The organism is Actinokineospora fastidiosa, assembly GCF_014648415.1.
Classification (GTDB): Bacteria; Actinomycetota; Actinomycetes; order Mycobacteriales; family Pseudonocardiaceae; genus Actinokineospora; species Actinokineospora fastidiosa.
The window spans coordinates 1,104,338-1,122,839 of record NZ_BMRB01000002.1 but is presented as its reverse complement, the minus strand read 5'-3'; the positions used below and the strand labels follow the sequence as shown (position 1 = coordinate 1,122,839).

Below are 18,502 nucleotides of genomic sequence, written 5' to 3'. Positions count from 1 at the left end.
TCACTCGGTGTGCAGGACCTCCGCGATCGTCGCCCGGCCCGCGCCCCGGGCCGGGAGGTAGGCGCCCAGCACCGCGATCACGACGCCCGCCAGCGCCAGCAGGGCCAGCAGCGGCGCGTGGTAGACGTCCATGACGATGTCGAGGACGTCGGCCTGGGCAGCGCGCATCATGGCCGGGGCGATGAGCGCGTGCGCCGCGACGCCGAGGGGCAGGCCGATCAGGCCGCCGACGACGCCCAGCACGCCCATCGAGGTCACCATCATCACCGTGACCTGGCGCGGGGTCATCCCGATCGACTTGAGCATGCCCAGGTCCCTGCGGCGCTCGCGGCTGATCAGGACGACGGTGTTGAACACGCCGAGCGCCGAGACCGCGGCCAGCACGAGCGTCATGAGGGTGGCGAAGCCGATCAGGACCACCGCCTGGCTCGACCCGCCCTCGTCCGGCGGGATCGGCGTCAGGCCGGGGTCGCCATCGGCGGCCGCGTCGACGTAGGCCTGCCGGTCGGAGCCGGGCCGCAGCTCGACCAGGTAGGAGTGGGCGCGGGTGCCGGGGGCCAGCGCCGTCAGGGCCGACCAGGACGCGTAGACCTCGTCGGCGGGGTTGGTCAGCACGACGCCGACGACGCGCAGCCGGGTGCGGTCGCCGTCGAACTCCACGGTGATCGCGTCGCCGAGGGACAGCCCGCGCTGGTTGAGGAACCGGGACGGGACGGCCACCTCGTCGGGCGCGGCGGGCCAGTGTCCGGACAGGACCACCGGGCCGAGGTCGCGGTCGCCGCGGTGGAAGTAGACCTCGGCCGGGTCCCCGCCGACCACCCCGACCGGCAGCCGGGCCACCGCGGCGACGGCGGCCGCGCCGGGCAGCGAGCGCAGCAGGGCCTCGTCCTCGGCGTCACTCAGGGTCGGCTCGGGCAGCCGCTGCGGCCCCGGGAATCCGCGCGGGGGCGCGGCGAGCAGTTCGACCCGGTTCTCGGTCGGCGGCTCGACGGCGGCGCGGTAGGAGGTGACGGACGTGGTCACCCCGCTCGCCAGCGTCACCGTCATGACGCCGAGGACGATCGCCGCCAGGGTCAGCGCGCTGCGCGCGGGCCGGGCGAACGGCACGCCGAGGCCGAGGCTGACCGAGCGCGGCAGCCGCGCCCCGCTGAGCACGCGCTGGACCGCCAGCGCCCGGCCGACCGAGGGCGCGCTGCCCGCGCTGATCGCCTGGGCGGCCGAGAGCCCGCGCGCCCGCAGCGCCGCGAGCAGGGCCGTCACGACGACCACCGCGGGCATCCCCAGCGCGGCCAGGGCGTACACCCACGCGTCGATCGCGATCTCCGTCGTGCCGAAGCCCGCGAACGCGTCGGCCAGCAGCGGCACCGCCGTGACGTGGCCGAGCACCGCGCCGAGCACGCAGCCGACGACGGCCGGGACGGTGACCATCAGCAGGTAGACGGCCAGCACCTGGTTGGAGGTGAAGCCCAGCGCCTTGAGCACGCCGATGTGCCGGTAACCGGCCACGACGGCGCCGCTGATCACGTTGGCCACGATCAGCACGGCCACCGCCATGCCGAGGACGCCGAAGACGATCAGCAGCGGGATGTAGACGGCCGTCTCCGCGGCGACCTCCTGCTTCAGCGTCAGGTAGGACTGCGTGCCCAGCAGCGGCAGCCCGGCCGTCACCGCCGTCTCGGCCGCGGCGATCTCCTCCGCCGTGCCCGCGGCCGTGAAGCGGTAGAGCATCTGCGCGCTGTCCGGGTTCAGCGCCGACATCTGCGCGGGGGTCACCCAGGCGTCGGCGGAGCGGCTCACCGAGTAGGCGAATCCGACGACGGTGAACGTCCGGCCACCCGCGACGTCGACGCGCTCGCCCAGCGACCACGGCCCGCGCTCGCCGGGAGGCTCGTTCAGCACGATCTCGCCCGGCGCGTCCGCCCACCGGCCCTGCCACACGGTCAGCCGGTCCACCGCGCCGCCGGGGTCGGCCCGGCCCGCGACGGTCAGCGGCATGCCGATCCGGCTGGTCATCGCGACGTCCACGGTGACCTGGGCGAACGGCCCGGCGGCCGCCGCCACCGCCGGACGCCCCGCGGTCTCGGCGAGCCCGTCGCCCGGGCCGTCGAACACGGCGACCAGGTGCGCGCCGCTCTGCTGCTGGTGCGCCCGGTCGAACGGGGCCGACGCCGAGGTCAGCAGCCCGAGGGCCAGCACCATCGTCGCGGTCGAGACGCCGACCACGACCCCGATCACGATCGTCTGCAGCCTGCGCCGCCGCGCCGCGGCCCGCGCGACCCGCCACACGGCGCTCACGGCGTGCGCTCCAGGCGCGACTCGCGGGCGACGCGGCCGTCGACGACCTCGACGAGCCTGCTCGCGCACCGGGTGGCCAGGCCCTCGTCGTGGGTCACCAGCAGCAGCGTCTGACCGATCTGGTTGAGGTCGAGCAGCAGGTCCATCACCTGCTCGCCCGCCCGGCTGTCCAGCGCGCCGGTCGGCTCGTCGGCCAGCAGCAGCGCGGGGCGGTTCATCAGCGCGCGGGCGACGGCGACCCGCTGCCGCTCGCCGCCGCTGAGCCGCGCCGGGTAGACGTTGCGCCTGCCCGCGATGCCGAGCTCGTCGAGCAGTTCCAGGGCCCGCCTGCGGGCCTGCGCGGGCGAGGTCCCGGTCAGCTGCGCGGCCAGGGCGACGTTGTCGAGGGCGGGGAGGTCGTCGAGCAGGTTGAAGAACTGGAAGATCATGCCGATGCGCCTGCGGCGGTACAGGGCCAGCCCGGTCTCGCTCAGCCTGCCCAGGTCCTCCCCGTTGACGACCACCGATCCCGATGTGGGCCGGTCCAGCCCGGCCACCATGTTCAGCAGGGTCGACTTGCCGCTGCCCGACGGGCCCATCACCGCGACGGCCTCCCCGGCGCGGATGGTGAGCGAGAGGCCGTCCAGCGCGACGGAGTCGCTGTATTCCTTGCGCACGTCGGTCAGTTCCACGACGGCGCTGTCATCACTGGTCACGGTCGGCAATCCTGGGCTCGGCGGGGCGGGTCGGGCATCGGTCGGCGGGGGTAACCCGGCCGACGGGTCATCCCCAGGATGTACGCGCCGGGTTGACGCGGAGGTGACGGCCCCGGTGGCAGAGTCGGCCCGGTGGGGAGCGGATGGGTCGTCGCCGGGGCGGCGGTGCTGGTCGCCGCCGTGCTGGCGGTGCGGCTCGTCCGCGCCCGCCGGGCCTTCGCCGAGGCGATGGGCGAGCGCGGCTGGCTGCTGGAGCGGGAGCGGGAGAGCGCCGCGCGCGGCGCTGTCGACGCCGAGCGCGCCCGCATCGCGCGGGAGCTGCACGACATCGTCAGCCACAACGTCAGCGTCATGCTGGTGCAGGCGGGCGCGGCCCGCCGGGTGCTCGACGCCGAGCCGTCCTCGGCCGCGGCCGCGCTGCTGGCCGTCGAGGCCGCGGGCCGGGACACGATGACCGAGCTGCGCCACCTGCTCGGCGTGCTCGCCCCGCCTGCGGACGGCTCCGAGCCCGCCGACCTGTCGCCGCAGCCCGGACTGAGCGGGCTCGGCCCGCTGGTCGACCGGATCGCCTTCGCCGGGCTGCCGGTGGAGGTCCGGGTCTCCGGCGAGCCCCGGCCGCTGCCGTCCGGGGTGGACCTGACCGCCTACCGGATCATCCAGGAGGCGTTGACCAACGCGCTGAAGCACGGCGACGGGGCGAAGGCCGAGGTGTCGGTGCGGTACGCGGACAACTACCTGCGTGTGGAAGTGCTGAACAGCGGCCCCAGCGCGCTCTCCGGCGGCCGGGCGCCCGGTCCGGAGTCCGACGAGGGCCGCGGCCTGCTCGGCCTGCGGCAACGCGTGCGGGTCTTCGGCGGCGACCTCGACGCGCGGCGGCGCGTCGGCGGCGGGTTCCGGGTGCGGGCGCGGATACCGCTGGAGCGCCCGTGACCCGCGTGGTGATCGCCGACGACCAGGCCCTCGTGCGCACCGGCTTCCGGATGATCCTGGCCTCCGGCGGCATCGACGTCGTCGGCGAGGCCGCCGACGGCGTCGAGGCGGTGTCGCTGGTCCGCGACCTGCGCCCGGACGTCGTCCTGATGGACATCCGCATGCCCAACCTCGACGGGCTGGCGGCCACCCGGCAGGTGCTGGCCACGGCCCCTGACTGCCGCGTGCTCATGCTGACCACGTTCGACCTCGACCGCTACGTCTACTCCGCGCTCGCCGCCGGGGCGAGCGGCTTCCTGCTGAAGGACGTCACCCCCGAACACCTCGTCGCCGCCGTCCGCCTGGTCAACACCGGCGACGCGCTGCTGGCCCCGACGATCACCCGCAGGCTCGTCGAGCGCTTCGCCGCCGCCGAGCCGCCCTCGGTGCCCGCCGACCTGGCCGTGCTGACGCCCCGGGAGCGGGAGGTGCTGACGCTGGTGGGCCGCGGCCGCTCCAACGCCGAACTCGCCGCCGACCTGACCCTCAGCGAGGCCACGGTCAAGACGCACGTGGCGCGCATCTTCGCGAAGCTGGCGCTGCGCGACCGCGCCCAGGCCGTCGTCCTCGCCTACGAGACCGGCCTGGTCGTCCCGGGCGGCGGCGCCTCCACCTGATCGCGCCCGCCCTCGGCGTCGCGTCCGGCATGATGATCACCGGATGCCGGAGCGGAGGCGGACGGGTGCGGCGGTCAGCGGTGTGGCGGAAGGTGCGCGTCGTCAGCGTCGTGGTGTTCTGCGTCGCGGTGGCCGCGATCCTGCTGCTGTTCCTCCCCGACGGCGAGCTGGACCGAGGGGACAAGGTCGCCAGCGTCATCAGCATGGTGACCGCCTGCGTCACCCTGGTCACCATGCTGATCTCGGCCCCGCCGCAGGAGAAGCGGCCGGTGGCGCCGGGGGCCGTCGCCGACGTCCTGGCGAACGCCGTGCGCGCCCAGTGGGAGACCGAGGAGCGCATCCGCCGGGTCCACGACCCTTTCCCGCTGCCGTTCCGCTGGTCGGTCGTCGACGACGAGACCACCGACCACTGGCAGAACATCAACCGCGCGCACGATGACGACTCGCCGCTGGACCTGGCGGGCCGCGACGACGTGGTCGCGGTGTTCCGGCGCGTGCCGTCCGGTCGGCTGGTGGTGCTCGGCGCGGCCGGGGCGGGCAAGACGATCCTGGCGTCCCGGTTCACCCTGCCCCTGCTCGACCAGCGCGCCCCGGGCGATCCGGTGCCGGTGATCTTCCCGCTGGGCTCGTGGGACCCGATGAGCGCTCCCCTGCGGGACTGGCTCGCCGAGCAGCTCATCGCCGACTACCCGATGCTGAGCGCGGCCGACGACAGCGGCGGCACGCTCGCCGCCCGGTTGCTCGCCGACCGCCTGGTCCTCCCGGTGCTCGACGGGCTCGACGAGGTGCCCGAGGGCATCCGGGGGGCGGTCGTCACCCGGATCAACCGGGGCGTGCTGCCGGGCGACCGGTTCCTGCTGACCAGCAGGCCGGACGAGTTCCGCGCCGCCGCCGCCGACCCGCTCGCCTCGGCCGCGGTCGTGCGCCTCGACCGGCTCACGATCGACGACGTCGCGGGCTACCTGCCGCTGACCACCCGCAAAGGCCGCGACACCAGGACGAAGTGGCATCCGGTGCTCGCGCACGCCCGGCGGTCCGGCATCGACAGCGCGTTGTCCGAGGTGCTGTCGACCCCGCTGATGGTCGCGCTCGCCCGGGCCGTGTTCAGCGACACCGCCGCCGATCCCGCCCGACTGCTGGCGGTGTCCAGCCCGGACACCCGGACCACGCGGGAACTGATCGAGGACCGCCTGCTCGCGGGGTTCGTGCCCGCGGTCTACTCCGACGACCTGACGGAGGCGACCGCGGCCAGGGCGCGGCGGCACCTCGCCTTCCTGGCCAGGCACTCCCTCCGGCTGCGCACCCAGGACATCGCCTGGTGGCGGCTCGTCACGGCGGTGCCGAGGACCGTCGTGGGCGCGGTGGCGGGCCTGGTGATCACCGCGGCCACCTGGCTCGGCGCGGGGTTCCCCGGCTGGGCCGGGCACTGGCCCGACGGCGGCGGCAGGCAGGCGTGGCTGGTCGCCACCCTGATCGCGGGCGCGGCCACCGGGCTCGCGGGCGGGCTCATCGTGGGCCAGGGCCGCGGCATCCGGCTCACCCCCGCCCGCGTCCGACTCCGGATGCGGGGCCGGGCGCGCCAGATCGGCGCGCGGCTCCTGCGGAGCCTGACCACCTGGCGCAACCTGGCCTGGTTCGCGGTCTGGACCGTCGGCGGGCTCCTCTTCGGCGTGGTGGCGTCGCTGTCCGGGCGGGACGGCGGGGTGCTGCTGGTCGGTCTGGCCGCCGGGCTGTTCTGCGGCGCGGCGCTGTGGTTCGTGGTCTCCTTCGTCCGCGCGCTCGGCGTCCCGGTCACCCCCACCGAGACCACGAGCCCGGCCGACCTGCTGCGCACCGACCGGCGCACGGCGCTGCGCCAGGGGCTCGCGGTGGGCGTGGGCGGCTCGGCGGTGTTCTGGCTGATGCTCCGGCTGGCCATGGAGCCCGCGTTCGGCACGCCGTTCGCGGTCGTCTTCCCCGGCGGCCTCTGGGTGCTCGGCACCGCCACCATGGCGGTGCTCGGACTGCTGATCTGGATGCTGTTCGTCACCGTCTGGGGCCCGTGGCTGGTGGCGCGGACGTGGCTGTCGCTCACCGGGAAGCTGCCCTGGCCGGTGATGGGCTTCCTGGTCGACGCCCACCGCAGGGGTGTCCTGCGGCAGGCGGGCGGGGTCTACCAGTTCCGGCACGCCCGCCTCCGCGACCACCTCGCTGGCTAGGCGGTGTTCAGCACCATCTTGCCCAGTGATCCCGGCGCGAGGACGCGGCGGTGGGCCTCCTGGGCGGCGTCGAGGGGGAGTTCGGTGCCGACCATGGGGTGCAGGACGCCCGAGCGGAGCTTGGCGCCGATGGCGCGCAGGGCGGTGGCGGACTCCTCGGCGGTGGCGTTCCAGAGCGCGGTGCCGTGGATCGTCGCCTCCTTGCGCATGGTCAGCCGCGGCGTGAAGTCGAGGCTGCCGCGGCTGCCCACCACGACGATCCGCCCGCGCGGGGCGATGATCTCCAGGTCCTTGGCCAGGTTCACGTCGGCGAGCATCTCGACGACCACCGCGGGGGCGAGCGCGGCGAGCTTGTCGAGGTAGCCGGGGGAGGTGTGGTCGAGGACGTGGTGCGCGCCCGCGGCCAGCACGAGGTCCGCGCCCGCGCAGGTGCCCGCCGTGCCGATGACGGTCGCGCCCGCGTCGCGGGCGAGCTGGGTGGCGGGGATGCCGACGCCGCCGCTGGCGCCGTGGATCAGCACGGTCTCGCCGGGCTGCAGGGCGGCCTTCTGGAACAGCGCCCGCCACGCCGTGGCGCAGGGGACGCCGACGGCGGCGCCCTGGGCGTAGGACAGCGAGTCCGGCAGGGGCTGCACGTCGGGCTCGTCGGCGACGACGTACTCGGCGTAGGTCCCCGTGGACCGGCCGAGCGCGCTGACGAACACGCGGTCGCCCGGCGCCGCCGAGGTGACGCCGGGGCCGACCGCGTCGACCACGCCCGCCCCGTCGAAGCCGGGCGTGTAGGGCAGCGGCGGGGTGAAGAAGGCGTACTGCCCGGTGCGGACGTAGGTGTCCGCCGGGTTGACGCCCGCGGCGTGCAGGCGCACGCGCACCTGCCCCGCCGCGGGCTCGGGGAGGGGCAGGTCGGTGGGGACGAGCACGTCCTCGGCGCCGAACCGGCTGACCTGGATCGCGCGCATCGTCAGCTCTCGGCCTGCTTGCGGGCGTGGTCGAGCAGCGACGTGCGCGGCGGGGTGAACACGTCGATCTGCCTGCACGTGGTGTCCTTCGTGTGCGCGCCGTGCGGGACCCACGGCGGGATGACGGCGACGTCGCCCGCGCGCATGGTCCGCGTCTCGCCGTCCAATGTGAACTCGAACTCGCCCTCGACCACGATCGTGATCTGCTCCTCCTCGTGGACGTGCAGCGGCGCGGTCGTGTTGGGCTCGAAGCTGACGAAGTTGGCCATGGCGCTCTGGCCGAGCACGGGCCGGAACGCCAGGCCCTCGACGAACTCGACCGGGTCGATGTCGCCGACGGTCACGTACCGGCCGGGCGCGGTCGGCGTCCCCTTGGCCTCGGTGCTGAAGTGCTCGGTCACGGTTCCTCCGGTGGGGTGAGGCTGGTCAGGACGCGGTCGGCGAAGTTGTCGGGGGTGTAGGCGTAGAGCACGAGCGCGGTCTCGGTGTGGCGGATGCCGGGCAGGGCGAGCAGCCGGTCGAAGTAGACCTCGTTGAAGTGGGCCTGGTCGCGCACGCGCAGCCGCACCTGCAGGTCCAGCGCGCCGGTCACCAGGTCGACGCTCTCGACCTCGGGGATCTCCACCACCTGCTGGGCCAGTTCGCGCTGGTTGTCGCTGCGCTCGGAGGCGATGCCCACGACGACGGTCAGGGCGCGGCCGAGCAGGCCGTAGTTGATCCGGGCCCGGTAGCCCTCGATCACCCCCAGCGACTCCAGTCTGGCGATGCGGTCGGCGACCGCGGGCGGGGACATGCCCACCCCGCGGGCGATCGCGCGCTGGGAGAGCCGGGCGTCCTCGGCGAGGTACTTGAGGATGGCCACGTCCGTGTCGTCGAGTCGGGGTACCGGCTCGTGCTTGTCATTTGCCATGTCGATCGGCACTATAGGACTGGCGAACGTAAGCCACAAGGCATGGCGGACCATGCGATTGCGAGGAGGCTCGGTGCGGTACGCAGACCGGATGAGTCGGGTGGGTCCCTCCGCGATCCGCGACCTGCTGCGGCACGGGGCCGACCCGGCGATCATCTCCTTCGGTGGCGGCTACCCCGATCCCGCGCTGTTCCCGACCGACGACCTGCGCGCCGTCTACGACGAACTGCTCGCGGGCGACCCGTCGGCGTTGCAGTACTGCCCGTCCAACGGGCTGCCCTCGCTGCGCGAGCACGTCGCCCGGCGGCTCGCGCGCGACGGGATCGCGTGCGGCGCCGACGACGTGCTGATCATCCAGGGCGCGCAGCAGGGCCTGGACCTCGCGGGCAAGCTCGTGCTCAATCCGGGCGACACCGTGGTCACGGAGAACCCGACGTTCCTGGGCGCGCTGATCGCGTTCAACCCGCTCGAGCCGACGTACGCGCCCGTGCGCACCGACGACGACGGCATGGACCCGGCGGACCTGGAGCGGGTGCTGGCGGAGTCGCCGCGCGCCAGGCTCCTCTACACCGTCCCGGACTTCCAGAACCCGACCGGCGTGACGATGAGCCTGGAGCGCAGGCGCGCGCTGATCGACCTCGCCAACCGGTACGACCTGCTGGTCGTCGAGGACACCCCCTACCGTGCGCTGCGGTACGACGGCGAGGCTTTGCCCACCCTGAAAAGCCTGGACACCGAGGGCCGGGTGCTGCACCTGGGCAGCTTCTCCAAGATCCTCGCGCCCGGCATGCGCCTGGGTTGGGCGGTCGCGAGCCCGGAGATCCTGGACAAGCTCACCCTGCTGAAGCTCGCCGCCGACACCCAGTGCGGCACGCTCAACATGGCCGCGGTGTCGCTGTACCTGGACCGGTACGACATCGACGCGCACATCGCCTCGGTCCGCGCGGTGTACCGCGACAAGCGCGACCTCATGCTGAAGACCCTGGCCGACGCGTTCCCCGGCACCACCCGCTTCACCTCCCCGACCGGCGGGCTGTTCACCTGGCTGACCTTCCCGGAGGGCTTCGACACCACGGCGTTCATGCGCGACACTGCGCTGCCCAAGGCGCGGGTGACGTACGTGCCGGGGGCGTCGTTCTTCGCGGGGGAGCCCGAGCACAACCACGCCCGGCTCAACTTCTCCGGCCTGTCCGAGGAGAAGATCGTCGACGGCCTGACCCGCCTCGGCGCCCACCTGACGTGATGGACAACCGGGCCGCGTGGGAGACCGCCTCCCGCAAGCACGTGCGCGAGTACGCCGAACTGCTGGCCGAGGCTCGGGCGGGGACGTCGCTGTTCCCGGTGGAGCTCGATCTGCTGCGGCCCTTGCTGGAGGCCGCCCCCGCTGTCGTCCACCTGCAGAGCGGCCATGGCCTCGACGACGTCGCGCTGGTGAAGGCGGGCGCGGCCTCGGTGGTCGGCGTCGACTTCAGCAGGACAGCCGCCACCGCGGCGTCCCGCCGGGCAGCGGACCTGGGCGTCCCCTGCCGCTACGTGGTGGCCGAACTCCCGGGAGCCCCGCTGCGCCCCGGCTGCGCCGACCTCGTCTACACCGGCAAGGGCGCCCTGATCTGGCTCCCGGACCTCACCGCCTGGGCGCGGGACGTCACGGCCTTGCTGCGCCCCGGCGGACACCTGTTCGTGTACGAAGCCCATCCCATGGTTCCACTGTGGACCTGGGACGAGGACGAACCGCGCATCCGCCCCGACCGAGGCTACTTCGCCCGCTCCCACGTCAACGACACCTTCCCCGCCAACGGCGCCGTGGAGTGGCAGGCAACCCTGTCCGATGTCATCACCGCCGTCCTGGCCGCGAACCTGGACCTCCTCCACCTAGCCGAACACCCAGACCCCTTCTGGCGCCCCCACAACACCAACGCCGCCGCCTGGCGCGGCCAACTCCCGAACACCTTCTCCCTCCTGGCCCGGAAACCGCTGTAACACCCCGCCTGGTGCCCCGACTTCCCCGGAGACATCGACTTCTCATCGGGTGGTGGGCATGGAATGCCAGCGATGCGGCCTGACCGTCGGCCTCGGATGCGCCTGCGTCCCACGCCGAGCGGCCCGAGGACCCCGACGCGCCGAGCCGCCCCAGAGCAGTGCGCCGCGCCGCACCACGGAGCCGCGCCAGAGCGGCGAGCCCCGGCGGACCGGTGAGCGGCGCCGGAACAGTGAGTCGCGCCGGACCAGCGAGTCGCGGCAGCCCAGAGAGCCCCGGCGGACCGGTGAACCGCGCCGGACCGCTGAGTCGCGGCGGAGTGCCGAGCCGTCTGTGTCGGGTCGGCCCTTTCGCGAGCTGCGTCGCCTGTTCCGGGACGGCAGGCTCTCGTGGAGCGATCTGGATCCCGGCGAGCGCGCGGCGTTGACGCCGTATCAGCGGCAGCAGTTGCTGGACTGGGAGAACGACGTCCTCGAGCGGGGCGATCAGGACCTGCACCGCTCCACCTCGGTGCGCACCCGCTCCGGCGGGCTGCCGACCCTTGGCCGGTGGAACTGACCTAGTAGTAGCCCGGCTGCTGGAACGGCGGAGGCGGCGTCGTCCCCGGCGGATACTGCGGCGGGTAAGGCTGCTGCGGATACGGCTGAGGCGGATAGGGCCCTTGCGCCGGATACCCCTGCGGCGGGCCCTGAGGCGGTTGCCCCTGTGCTGGATAGCCCTGCGGCGCGTACCCCTGCGCCGGGTAGCCCGGGTACCCCTGTCCCGGATAAGGCTGCGGTTGACCGAAGTGCCTCGGCAGGTACGTCACCAGATGCGCCAGCTTCGCCAGCGTCCCCACCACCTTCTGCGGCGTCGTGTTCGCCAGCATCACCATCTCCGCGTACACCAGCTCGTTCCCCACCAGGGACCACGTGCCCAGTTCGGCCTCACGAAGGAAACCCACCAGCGGCGGCGTGAGGATCTGCGCCGCCACGTGCGGGTCGGTGTCCACCAGGCGGTGTCTGCGGTCGAACTTGCGCTCGCCGGTCATCGGGCGCGGGTGGTGGTCGACGTCGGCGTACACCTCGTTGTTCGACGTGATCTGGAAGAACGGCATCGGCGCCTGCAGGGTGACGGCCCAGACCGAGTCGGTGCGGAAGTCGTGGTGTTTGTTCAGCGTGAGGCCCATCGCCTGCATGTTGACGACGCGGTCGCGGCGGATGAAGTCGAACATGGTGAACGGCAGGCCGTCGCAGACGCCGGTGAGGGCGCCGTACGCCATGCGCATGTCGCCGCGCTGGGTGAGCGGGAGGACGCGCCAGCGGTCGAGGAGGGCGGGGGCCTCCTCGGCGAACTGCCAGCCCCGCTCGTACGCCAGCCCCGCCCGCTCCCTGTTCACCCGGTTGATCCCGGGCATCCGCGACCACGCGGTCCGGTTGCTGAAGTCCATGCCGACCAGGCTAGGGAAATCCGCCCTATTACTGTGGCCGTGTGGGCGAACTGCACTCCGACTGCTCCCGGTGCCACGGGCTGTGCTGTGTCGCGCTCGCGTTCACCCGGTCCGCCGACTTCCCCGTCGACAAGCCCGCCGGGACGCCGTGCGGGAACCTGCTGGCCGATTTCCGCTGCGGCGTCCACGACCGCCTCCGCGACAACGGCTACGCGGGGTGCACCGTCTTCGAGTGCTTCGGCGCGGGCCAGCGCGTGTCGCAGGGCCCCGACTGGCGCGACGACCCTGCCGCCGCCGAGCCGATGTTCGCCCGGTTCGGCAAGGTCCGCGCCCTCCACGAACTCCTCTGGCATCTCGCCGAGGCGCTGGCCCTGCCCGGGACCGAGCCGGTGCGCGCCGACCTCGCCCGGATCCGGGACCAAGTGGACAAAGCGGCCGACGACCCCGACGTCGACGTCGGCGCGCAGCGCTCGGCCGCGGTCGGGGTCCTCCGCGCGGCGGCCGACCTGGCCCGCGGCCGCGGCCCCGACCTCGCCGGAGCCGATCTGATCGGCCGCGACCTGCGCCGACGCGCTCTGAACGGCGCGTCCCTGCGCGGCGCGCTGCTGCTGGGCGCCGATCTGCGTGGCGCCGACCTCGCCAAGGCCGACCTCACCGGCGCCGACCTGCGTGGGGCGGACCTGCGCGGAGCGGATCTCTCCGGCGCGTTGTTCGTCACCCAGCCGCAGCTCACGGCCGCGGTGGGCGACGTGACGACGCTCCTGCCCGCCGCACGGACCCGCCCCGCGCACTGGCGCTAGGAGTGCGGGCAGGTGTCGCGGTACTCCGAGATCGTCGACTCCGCCGGGGCGGGGCAGAGGAACTGCTCGTAGCGGGTGTCGTTGTCGATGAACCGCTTGAGCCAGGAGATGCTGTACTTGGCGATGGTGACGTTCGGCGAGTTCGGCGCGTAGTGGCTCGCGTCGTTCAGCTCCAGGTACGCCTTGTCCAGCTCGGCGGGCATCCCCTCGTAGAACGGCTCGGAGTGGCTGGCCACCGGGGCGACCCCGTCGTTCTCCGCGCCGACGACCAGCGTCGGGACCGCCATCCGCGACCACGTCTTGGTCGTGTGCCACCCGGTCAGCGGGATGGACGCCTGCAGCGACGGCCGGTCGTTCGCCGCCTCGATAGCGCCGCCGCCGCCCATCGAGTGCCCCATGACCCCGAGCCGCGTCGGATCGATGCGGTTGCGCAGGCTGCTGCCGGTCAGGTGGTCGAGCGCGGCCAGCAGCTGGTCGGCCCGCGCGCTGGGCTGGTCGTAGCGGCTCAGCGTGTCGATGGTGATCACCACGAAGCCCTGGGACGCGATGCGCGGGCCCAGCCACGCGATGCTCGACTGCGTCGCGGTGTACCCGGGGGAGATCGCGATGGCGCCGAACGTGCCCTGCGAGGTGTCGGTGGGGTAGTACACGGTGCCGCCGCCGAACCCGCGCGCCGCCGTCCGGGACACGGTGGACTGGGCGACCGCGAACGGCCCGCGCGACGCCTCGATGCTCGACTCCGTGGGATCGGGTCCCCGCTCGTACGGGTTGTCCGAGGCATGGGCGGCGGATGTGCCCGCCGTCAGCCCGCCCACCAGCACCAGCGGCGCGAGAACGCGCATGGCGAAGCCCTTGCGTGCCATGGATTGTCTCCTGATCGGAGGGTGACCGGCCGCTTACCGACCGACGAGTAGCTAGATTGTTAGACGATCGAGGAAAGTCGGTCAAGAGGTTTGGGAAAAGGTGATCGGAACCCGGAAGTTGCAGGGTGCGAGGTGAATTCCGCCGCCCGTGCAACAACCGGGCCCGCCGGAGGCGTTTCCCGCCCGAATGATCCAGCCACGTTGGAGGGACCGTGCCCGATGGAGGGTTCGACGACTTCGTGGTGGAGCGCATCGACCGGCTGCTGCGCTACGCCACCGCCCTGTGCTGCGACCGGCACCTGGCGCAGGACATCGTCCAGGAGGTGCTGTTGCGCGCCCAGCGGCGCTGGTCGCGGATAGCCGCGACCGACGCGCCGTACCTGTACGTGAAGAAGATGGTCACCAACGAGTACCTGTCGTGGCGGCGCAGGCGCGCGGCGAGCGACGTCGCCGCCGCGCCCGAGGTGATGGCCGCGCTGTCGCCGTCGGTCGGCGACCGGACCGATGCCCACGCCGACCGCGACGCCATGCGCGCGCTCATCGCGATCCTGCCGCGCAAACAGCGCGCGGCCCTGGTGCTGCGCTACTACGAGGACTACTCCGACGCCGAGATCGCCCGCGTGCTGGGCTGCGCCGAGGTGACCGTCCGCTCCCAGATCTCCCGTGCCCTGCGCGCGCTGCGCGTGGCCGAACCCGCCCGAGAGGTGGTCCGGTGACCGAGGACGACATCCGAGCCGTGCTGGCGGACGAGGCGGCCCGGGCCGTGCCCGGGTCCGTCGTGGTCGAGCGCCTGCGCGCGCCCCGCAGGCGCCGCGGCGGACTGGCCGCGGCCGTGGCGGTCGCGGCGGCCGCTGCCGTGGCCGCGGTGAGCATCCCCCTGATGGCGGGCCGGGACGCGCCGACGGCGCCCGTGGCCCCGGCCGCGCCCGCGCCCGCCCGGAACGTGGTGGTGATCGGGTCCGACGGCGGCCGCGCCGACTCGATCATGCTGGTCAGGGTCGACGCGGGCCGGGTCGCGGTGCTGTCGCTGCCGAGGGACGCGTGGGTCGACATCCCCGGCCACGGCATGGGCAAGCTGAACTCGGCGTACCTGTCCGGCCCCGAGGCCATGGTCGCCGCGGTGGAGCGGCTGACCGGCCAGCCGGTCGACCACTACGCCGCCGTGGAGATGGCGGGCTTCCAGCGGTTGGCCGACGCCGTCGGCGGGGTCGAGGTGTGCCTGCGGGCGCCGTCCGCCGACGGGTTCTCCGGGGCCGACTTCCCGGCCGGGCGGCAGAGCCTGTCCGGCGCGGCCGCCCTCGCCTTCGTGCGCCAGCGCCACGGCCTGCCCAACGGCGACCTCGACCGCGTCGTGCGCCAGCAGGTGTTCGCGCGGGCACTGGTCGACAAGCTGGTCACGACGGTCCTCACCGACCCCGGCCGTCGCGCCGAGCTGACCGCGCTCGTCGAGGACGTGGTCGACACCGACCCCGGCTGGAGCCCGGTGGCCATGGCCGCCGAGGCCACCGGCCCGGTCCGCGTCGCCACGATCCCGATCGCCGACGTCAACGGCACGGTGGGCGGCCTGGCCGTCCTGAAGGTCGACGCCGCCCAGGTCGCGGCGTTCACGGCGGAGTTCTTCGCCCCCGCCGGGTCAACGGCGCCGCCGTCCGGTCCGCCCGCGCCGGGCGGGGATGGCTGCGTGAACTAGAGGCTGAGGAGGCTCTGGGCGCCGGTGAACACGCCGACCAGCACGAGCAGGACGGCGAACGCCGTGGAGAGCGTGTGGCCCGGCAGCCGCTCGGTGAGCCGCTTCCCCGCCAGGCACGCGATCACGGCGGTGATCGTGAACGGCGCGATGACCGCCCAGTCCACGTGCAGGTCGCCGACGCGGGCGCCGAAGGATGTCAGCGCGTTGAACCCGATGACCAGCAGGGACGTGCCGATCGCGGTCGGCATCGGCATCCGCAGGACGATCACCAGCGCCGGGACGACCAGGAACCCGCCGCCCACGCCGAGGAAGCCGGTCAGGAAGCCGATCGGCGCGGCCACGGCCACCGCCTTCGCGCCCACCCGGGTGCGCACGGCCACGGCCTGCCGCGCTTCCCCGGCGTGGCGGCGGGTGTCGACCAGCATCGCGCCCGCCGCCAGCACGGTGACGGCCGCGAACGCCAGCAGCAGCACCGACTGGTCGACGTCGCGGTTCAGCGCGGTGCCCAGGACGGCGGCTGGCCCGCCGATCACCCCGAAGGCCACCGCGGTCCGCCAGTCGATGCTGCCGTCGCGGGCCCGCGCGGCCGCGCCCGCGAGCGCGGTCAGCCCGACGATGATCACGCTGCCGGTGGTGGCGTCCTGGCCGCTCTGCCCGAGCAGGTAGACCAGCACGGGCACGGTCAGCACGCCGCCGCCACCCCCGAGGGCGCCCACGACGAGGCCGATCACCGCGCCCAGCGGCGCCGCCAGCAGGACCACCATCAGGCCCGCCGGGGGCGCAGCCGGTAGCCGGTCGCGGCGGGCAGGTCGGCGGTGACGCTGAACATGTCGCCGCGCACGACCGTGTGCCGCCACTCGACCGGCCTGCCGCCCGCGCAGCCGAGCCGGTCGATGGCCAGGGCGGCGACCTCGCCGTCGATGTCGAGCAGGGCGCGCTCGCCGGGGGTGGGGATGACGGCGCGGATGTGCTCCTGCCCGCCGGTCAGGTGCACGCCGCAGAGCGCGGCGTACTGCTCGTACAGGGCGGTGCGGGTGAAGTCGACGTCCAGCAGCGGGGCGGCGAGGTCGGCGGGCAGCCAGGCCCGGTCGACGGCCAGCGGCTCGTCGCCCGCCAGCCGCAGCCGCTCCAGGTAGACCAGCGGCGTGGACTCCTCCAGGCCGAGGCGGGCGGCGACCACGCCGTCGGCGCGGGTGTCGAGGACGTGGACGACGCTGCGCTGCGGCACGCCGGTGGCCTCGACGGCGGCGAACAGGCTGTAGAGCGTGCCCAGGGACTGCTCGATGCCGGGGGAGGGCAGCAGCCGGGGCGCGCGCCCGCGGGCGGCGGTCACCGTCCCCTCGCCGCGCAAGCGCGCGAGTGCCTGGCGGACGGTGTGCCTGCTTACCTGGTACTGCTCGGCGATCGACAGCTCGCCGGGGAACCCCTCGGCGAACTCGCCGTCGGCCAGCCGTCCGCGCAGGTCGGCGAGCAGCTGGGCCCAGAGGGGCTCGCCGGAGTCGCGCCGCAGCGGTGTCGCACCCATGCTCTCATCCTTTGAGATCGCTGCCGCCTAATGTACGGTCATTATGGAAGAGCGGGCAAGCGGAGGTGACGCAGTGGGCCTCAGCGTCGAGGTCGTGGAGACCACCGAGTTGGGCGACCGCAGCTACGTCGCGCATGACGGCGCGGTGGCCGTGGTGGTCGACCCCCAGCGCGACATCGACCGCGTCGAGGCGGTGCTGGCCCGGCACGGCCTGCGGTGCGCGCTGGTCGTGGAGACCCACATCCACAACGACTACGTGACCGGCGGCCACGAGCTGGCCCGCCGCACGGGCGCGGCGTACCTGGTCGCGGCGGGCGACGACGTCTCCTTCGACCGCGACGCGGTCTCCGACGGGGACGTGCGCACCGCCGGTTCGCTCACCGTGCGCGTGGTCGCCACCCCCGGGCACACCGACCACCATCTGTCCTATGTGGTGAGTCGCGGCGCCGAGTCCGCGGTCTTCACCGGCGGGTCACTGCTGTTCGGCGGGGTCGGCCGCACGGACCTGGTGGACCCGGACCGCACGGAGGAGCTGGCCCGCGCGCAGTTCCGCTCGGCCCGCAGGCTGGCCGCCGAACTCGGCGACGACGTGCCGGTCTACCCCACGCACGGCTTCGGCAGCTTCTGCTCGTCCGGATCGGCCGCCGCGGGCGCGACCAGCACGATCGGCGACGAGCGCCGCCGCAACGACGCCCTGGTCGAGCAGGACGAGGACGCGTTCGTCACCAAGCTGGTCGCGGGCCTGACCGCGTACCCGAGGTACTACGCCCACATGAGCGCGCTCAACCGGCAGGGCCCCGGTGCGCCCGACCTCTCGCCGCCGGAACCGGTCGACCCCGACGAGCTGCGCAGGCGCATCCGCGCGGGGGAGTGGGTCGTCGACCTGCGCGACCGGACCGCGTACGCCGCCGAGCACGTCGGCGGCACCATCAGCATCGCGCTCGGCGACCGCTTCAGCACGTACCTGGGCTGGCTGATCCCCTGGGGCAGCCCGCTCACGCTGATCGGCGAGACCGCCGACCAGGTCGCCGACGCCCAGCGCCAACTGGTCCGCATCGGCGTCGACCGGCTCGCGGGCGCGGCCGTCGGCACACCGTCCGAGCTGGCCAAGCCCGAGGAGGTCCGGACGTACCCGACCGCCACGTTCGCCGACCTCGCCCGGGCCCGCGCCGACGCCGGGGTCCACATCATCGACGTGCGCCGCGAGGACGAGCGCGCGGCGGGCCACATCCCCGGCTCGACGCACATCCCGCTGCACTCGCTGCTCGACCGCCTCGGCGAGGTGCCGCGGGGCAGGCTGTGGGTGCACTGCGCGGCGGGCACGCGCGCGGCCATCGCCGCCAGCCTGCTCGCCCGCGCGGGCCACGACGTCGTCCTGGTCGACGACGACTTCGCCGCGAACTCCCACCGGTTCGGCTAGAACGGCACGCCGTGGTCGCTGGCGGCGCGGATCAGCCGGGCGACGCGGGCCAGCCGCGACTCCGGCTCGGGCTCCGGCTCGTCGGCCCGGGGCTCCGGCGCCGTGTCCTGGTCGACCGTGTCCGCGCTCACCCGGCCAGTCGAGCACCGGCCGA

At 73.9% G+C, this 18,502-nt stretch carries 20 protein-coding genes; 10 read left to right on the top strand and 10 right to left on the bottom strand.

Features of this window, described 5'->3' with window-relative positions; translation table 11 throughout:
- Both IEY98_RS15075 and IEY98_RS15070 read right to left on the bottom strand, forming a co-directional pair.
- Positions 1 to 2,295 (bottom strand): ABC transporter permease, encoded by a 2,295-nt coding sequence (locus tag IEY98_RS15075; RefSeq protein WP_189211049.1) that lies wholly within the window; start codon positions 2,293 to 2,295, stop codon positions 1 to 3.
- Positions 2,292 to 2,990 carry an ABC transporter ATP-binding protein gene (locus IEY98_RS15070; RefSeq protein ID WP_189211048.1) on the bottom strand — a complete coding sequence of 233 codons (699 nt, stop codon included), beginning with the start codon at positions 2,988 to 2,990 and terminating at the stop codon, positions 2,292 to 2,294. The genes IEY98_RS15075 and IEY98_RS15070 overlap by 4 nt, the downstream gene beginning before the upstream one ends.
- Positions 2,991 to 3,122: 132 nt before the next feature.
- Between IEY98_RS15070 and IEY98_RS15065 the strand changes: the two genes are divergently transcribed.
- The 3 genes from IEY98_RS15065 to IEY98_RS15055 all read left to right on the top strand — a co-directional run bounded on the left by IEY98_RS15065 (position 3,123) and on the right by IEY98_RS15055 (position 6,774).
- Positions 3,123 to 3,920: a sensor histidine kinase gene (locus IEY98_RS15065; protein ID WP_229786926.1), complete on the top strand. Its 798-nt coding sequence runs from the start codon at positions 3,123 to 3,125 to the stop codon at positions 3,918 to 3,920.
- Positions 3,917 to 4,576: a response regulator gene (locus tag IEY98_RS15060; protein WP_189211047.1), complete on the top strand. Its 660-nt coding sequence runs from the start codon at positions 3,917 to 3,919 to the stop codon at positions 4,574 to 4,576. Before IEY98_RS15065 ends, IEY98_RS15060 begins: the two co-directional genes overlap by 4 nt.
- 65 nt (positions 4,577 to 4,641) lie before the next feature.
- Positions 4,642 to 6,774: an NACHT domain-containing protein gene (locus IEY98_RS15055; protein ID WP_189211046.1), complete on the top strand. Its 2,133-nt coding sequence runs from the start codon at positions 4,642 to 4,644 to the stop codon at positions 6,772 to 6,774.
- On the opposite strand, the gene IEY98_RS15050 is transcribed toward IEY98_RS15055, so the two are convergent.
- From IEY98_RS15050 to IEY98_RS15040, 3 genes are read right to left on the bottom strand one after another with little or no spacing between them, the layout of a single operon-like run.
- Positions 6,771 to 7,733: an NADPH:quinone reductase gene (locus tag IEY98_RS15050; RefSeq protein WP_189211045.1), complete on the bottom strand. Its 963-nt coding sequence runs from the start codon at positions 7,731 to 7,733 to the stop codon at positions 6,771 to 6,773. The genes IEY98_RS15055 and IEY98_RS15050 overlap by 4 nt on opposite strands.
- A 2-nt stretch (positions 7,734 to 7,735) precedes the next feature.
- Positions 7,736 to 8,134 (bottom strand): cupin domain-containing protein, encoded by a 399-nt coding sequence (locus IEY98_RS15045; RefSeq protein WP_229786925.1) that lies wholly within the window; start codon positions 8,132 to 8,134, stop codon positions 7,736 to 7,738.
- On the bottom strand, positions 8,131 to 8,643 hold the full coding sequence (locus IEY98_RS15040) for an Lrp/AsnC family transcriptional regulator (RefSeq protein WP_189211044.1): 513 nt from the start codon (positions 8,641 to 8,643) through the stop codon (positions 8,131 to 8,133). Before IEY98_RS15040 ends, IEY98_RS15045 begins: the two co-directional genes overlap by 4 nt.
- 73 nt (positions 8,644 to 8,716) lie before the next feature.
- On the opposite strand from IEY98_RS15040, the gene IEY98_RS15035 reads away from it, so the two are divergent.
- From IEY98_RS15035 to IEY98_RS15025, 3 genes are all read left to right on the top strand, one after another.
- Positions 8,717 to 9,886, top strand: a complete 1,170-nt coding sequence (locus IEY98_RS15035; protein ID WP_229786924.1) for an aminotransferase-like domain-containing protein — start codon at positions 8,717 to 8,719, stop codon at positions 9,884 to 9,886.
- A complete protein-coding gene (locus tag IEY98_RS15030) occupies positions 9,886 to 10,623 on the top strand; it encodes a class I SAM-dependent methyltransferase (protein ID WP_189211043.1) in 738 nt (245 codons plus the stop codon). Before IEY98_RS15035 ends, IEY98_RS15030 begins: the two co-directional genes overlap by 1 nt.
- Positions 10,624 to 10,954: 331 nt before the next feature.
- A complete protein-coding gene (locus IEY98_RS15025; protein ID WP_189211042.1) occupies positions 10,955 to 11,179 on the top strand; it encodes a hypothetical protein in 225 nt (74 codons plus the stop codon).
- A gap of 1 nt (position 11,180) precedes the next feature.
- On the opposite strand, the gene IEY98_RS15020 is transcribed toward IEY98_RS15025, so the two are convergent.
- On the bottom strand, positions 11,181 to 12,050 hold the full coding sequence (locus tag IEY98_RS15020) for a hypothetical protein (protein ID WP_229786923.1): 870 nt from the start codon (positions 12,048 to 12,050) through the stop codon (positions 11,181 to 11,183).
- 41 nt (positions 12,051 to 12,091) lie between these two features.
- Between IEY98_RS15020 and IEY98_RS15015 the strand changes: the two genes are divergently transcribed.
- A complete protein-coding gene (locus IEY98_RS15015; RefSeq protein ID WP_189211041.1) occupies positions 12,092 to 12,850 on the top strand; it encodes a pentapeptide repeat-containing protein in 759 nt (252 codons plus the stop codon).
- Here the strand turns inward: IEY98_RS15015 and IEY98_RS15010 are convergent.
- Positions 12,847 to 13,713, bottom strand: a complete 867-nt coding sequence (locus IEY98_RS15010; RefSeq protein WP_189211040.1) for an alpha/beta hydrolase family protein — start codon at positions 13,711 to 13,713, stop codon at positions 12,847 to 12,849. The two genes, IEY98_RS15015 and IEY98_RS15010, sit on opposite strands and share 4 nt — an antisense overlap.
- Positions 13,714 to 13,925: 212 nt before the next feature.
- On the opposite strand from IEY98_RS15010, the gene IEY98_RS15005 reads away from it, so the two are divergent.
- On the top strand, positions 13,926 to 14,429 hold the full coding sequence (locus IEY98_RS15005; RefSeq protein WP_189211039.1) for a SigE family RNA polymerase sigma factor: 504 nt from the start codon (positions 13,926 to 13,928) through the stop codon (positions 14,427 to 14,429).
- The gene (locus tag IEY98_RS15000; protein ID WP_189211038.1) at positions 14,426 to 15,403 is read left to right on the top strand and encodes an LCP family protein; all 978 of its coding nucleotides are present in this window, start codon (positions 14,426 to 14,428) and stop codon (positions 15,401 to 15,403) included. Before IEY98_RS15005 ends, IEY98_RS15000 begins: the two co-directional genes overlap by 4 nt.
- Here the strand turns inward: IEY98_RS15000 and IEY98_RS14995 are convergent.
- The gene (locus IEY98_RS14995; RefSeq protein ID WP_189211037.1) at positions 15,400 to 16,167 is read right to left on the bottom strand and encodes a sulfite exporter TauE/SafE family protein; all 768 of its coding nucleotides are present in this window, start codon (positions 16,165 to 16,167) and stop codon (positions 15,400 to 15,402) included. The genes IEY98_RS15000 and IEY98_RS14995 overlap by 4 nt on opposite strands.
- Positions 16,167 to 16,928 carry a GntR family transcriptional regulator gene (locus tag IEY98_RS14990; protein ID WP_189211036.1) on the bottom strand — a complete coding sequence of 254 codons (762 nt, stop codon included), beginning with the start codon at positions 16,926 to 16,928 and terminating at the stop codon, positions 16,167 to 16,169. The genes IEY98_RS14995 and IEY98_RS14990 overlap by 1 nt, the downstream gene beginning before the upstream one ends.
- A gap of 73 nt (positions 16,929 to 17,001) precedes the next feature.
- On the opposite strand from IEY98_RS14990, the gene IEY98_RS14985 reads away from it, so the two are divergent.
- Complete coding sequence (locus IEY98_RS14985; RefSeq protein ID WP_229786922.1) at positions 17,002 to 18,348, top strand: rhodanese-like domain-containing protein; 1,347 nt, start codon at positions 17,002 to 17,004, stop codon at positions 18,346 to 18,348.
- Here the strand turns inward: IEY98_RS14985 and IEY98_RS33120 are convergent.
- Positions 18,345 to 18,479: a hypothetical protein gene (locus IEY98_RS33120; RefSeq protein ID WP_268244580.1), complete on the bottom strand. Its 135-nt coding sequence runs from the start codon at positions 18,477 to 18,479 to the stop codon at positions 18,345 to 18,347. The two genes, IEY98_RS14985 and IEY98_RS33120, sit on opposite strands and share 4 nt — an antisense overlap.
- Positions 18,480 to 18,502: the final 23 nt, after the last annotated feature.

Bases quoted from the DNA above. Each gene is read 5' to 3' on its own strand.
- IEY98_RS15050 (WP_189211045.1), bottom strand. From the start codon at position 7,733: ATGCGCGCGATCCAGGTCAGCCGGTTCGGCGCCGAGGACGTGCTCGTC.
- IEY98_RS15040 (WP_189211044.1), bottom strand. From the start codon at position 8,643: ATGGCAAATGACAAGCACGAGCCGGTACCCCGACTCGACGACACGGAC.
- IEY98_RS15030 (WP_189211043.1), top strand. From the start codon at position 9,886: ATGGACAACCGGGCCGCGTGGGAGACCGCCTCCCGCAAGCACGTGCGC.
- IEY98_RS15020 (WP_229786923.1), bottom strand. From the start codon at position 12,050: ATGGACTTCAGCAACCGGACCGCGTGGTCGCGGATGCCCGGGATCAAC.
- IEY98_RS15010 (WP_189211040.1), bottom strand. From the start codon at position 13,713: ATGGCACGCAAGGGCTTCGCCATGCGCGTTCTCGCGCCGCTGGTGCTG.
- IEY98_RS14995 (WP_189211037.1), bottom strand. From the start codon at position 16,167: ATGGTGGTCCTGCTGGCGGCGCCGCTGGGCGCGGTGATCGGCCTCGTC.
- IEY98_RS14990 (WP_189211036.1), bottom strand. From the start codon at position 16,928: ATGGGTGCGACACCGCTGCGGCGCGACTCCGGCGAGCCCCTCTGGGCC.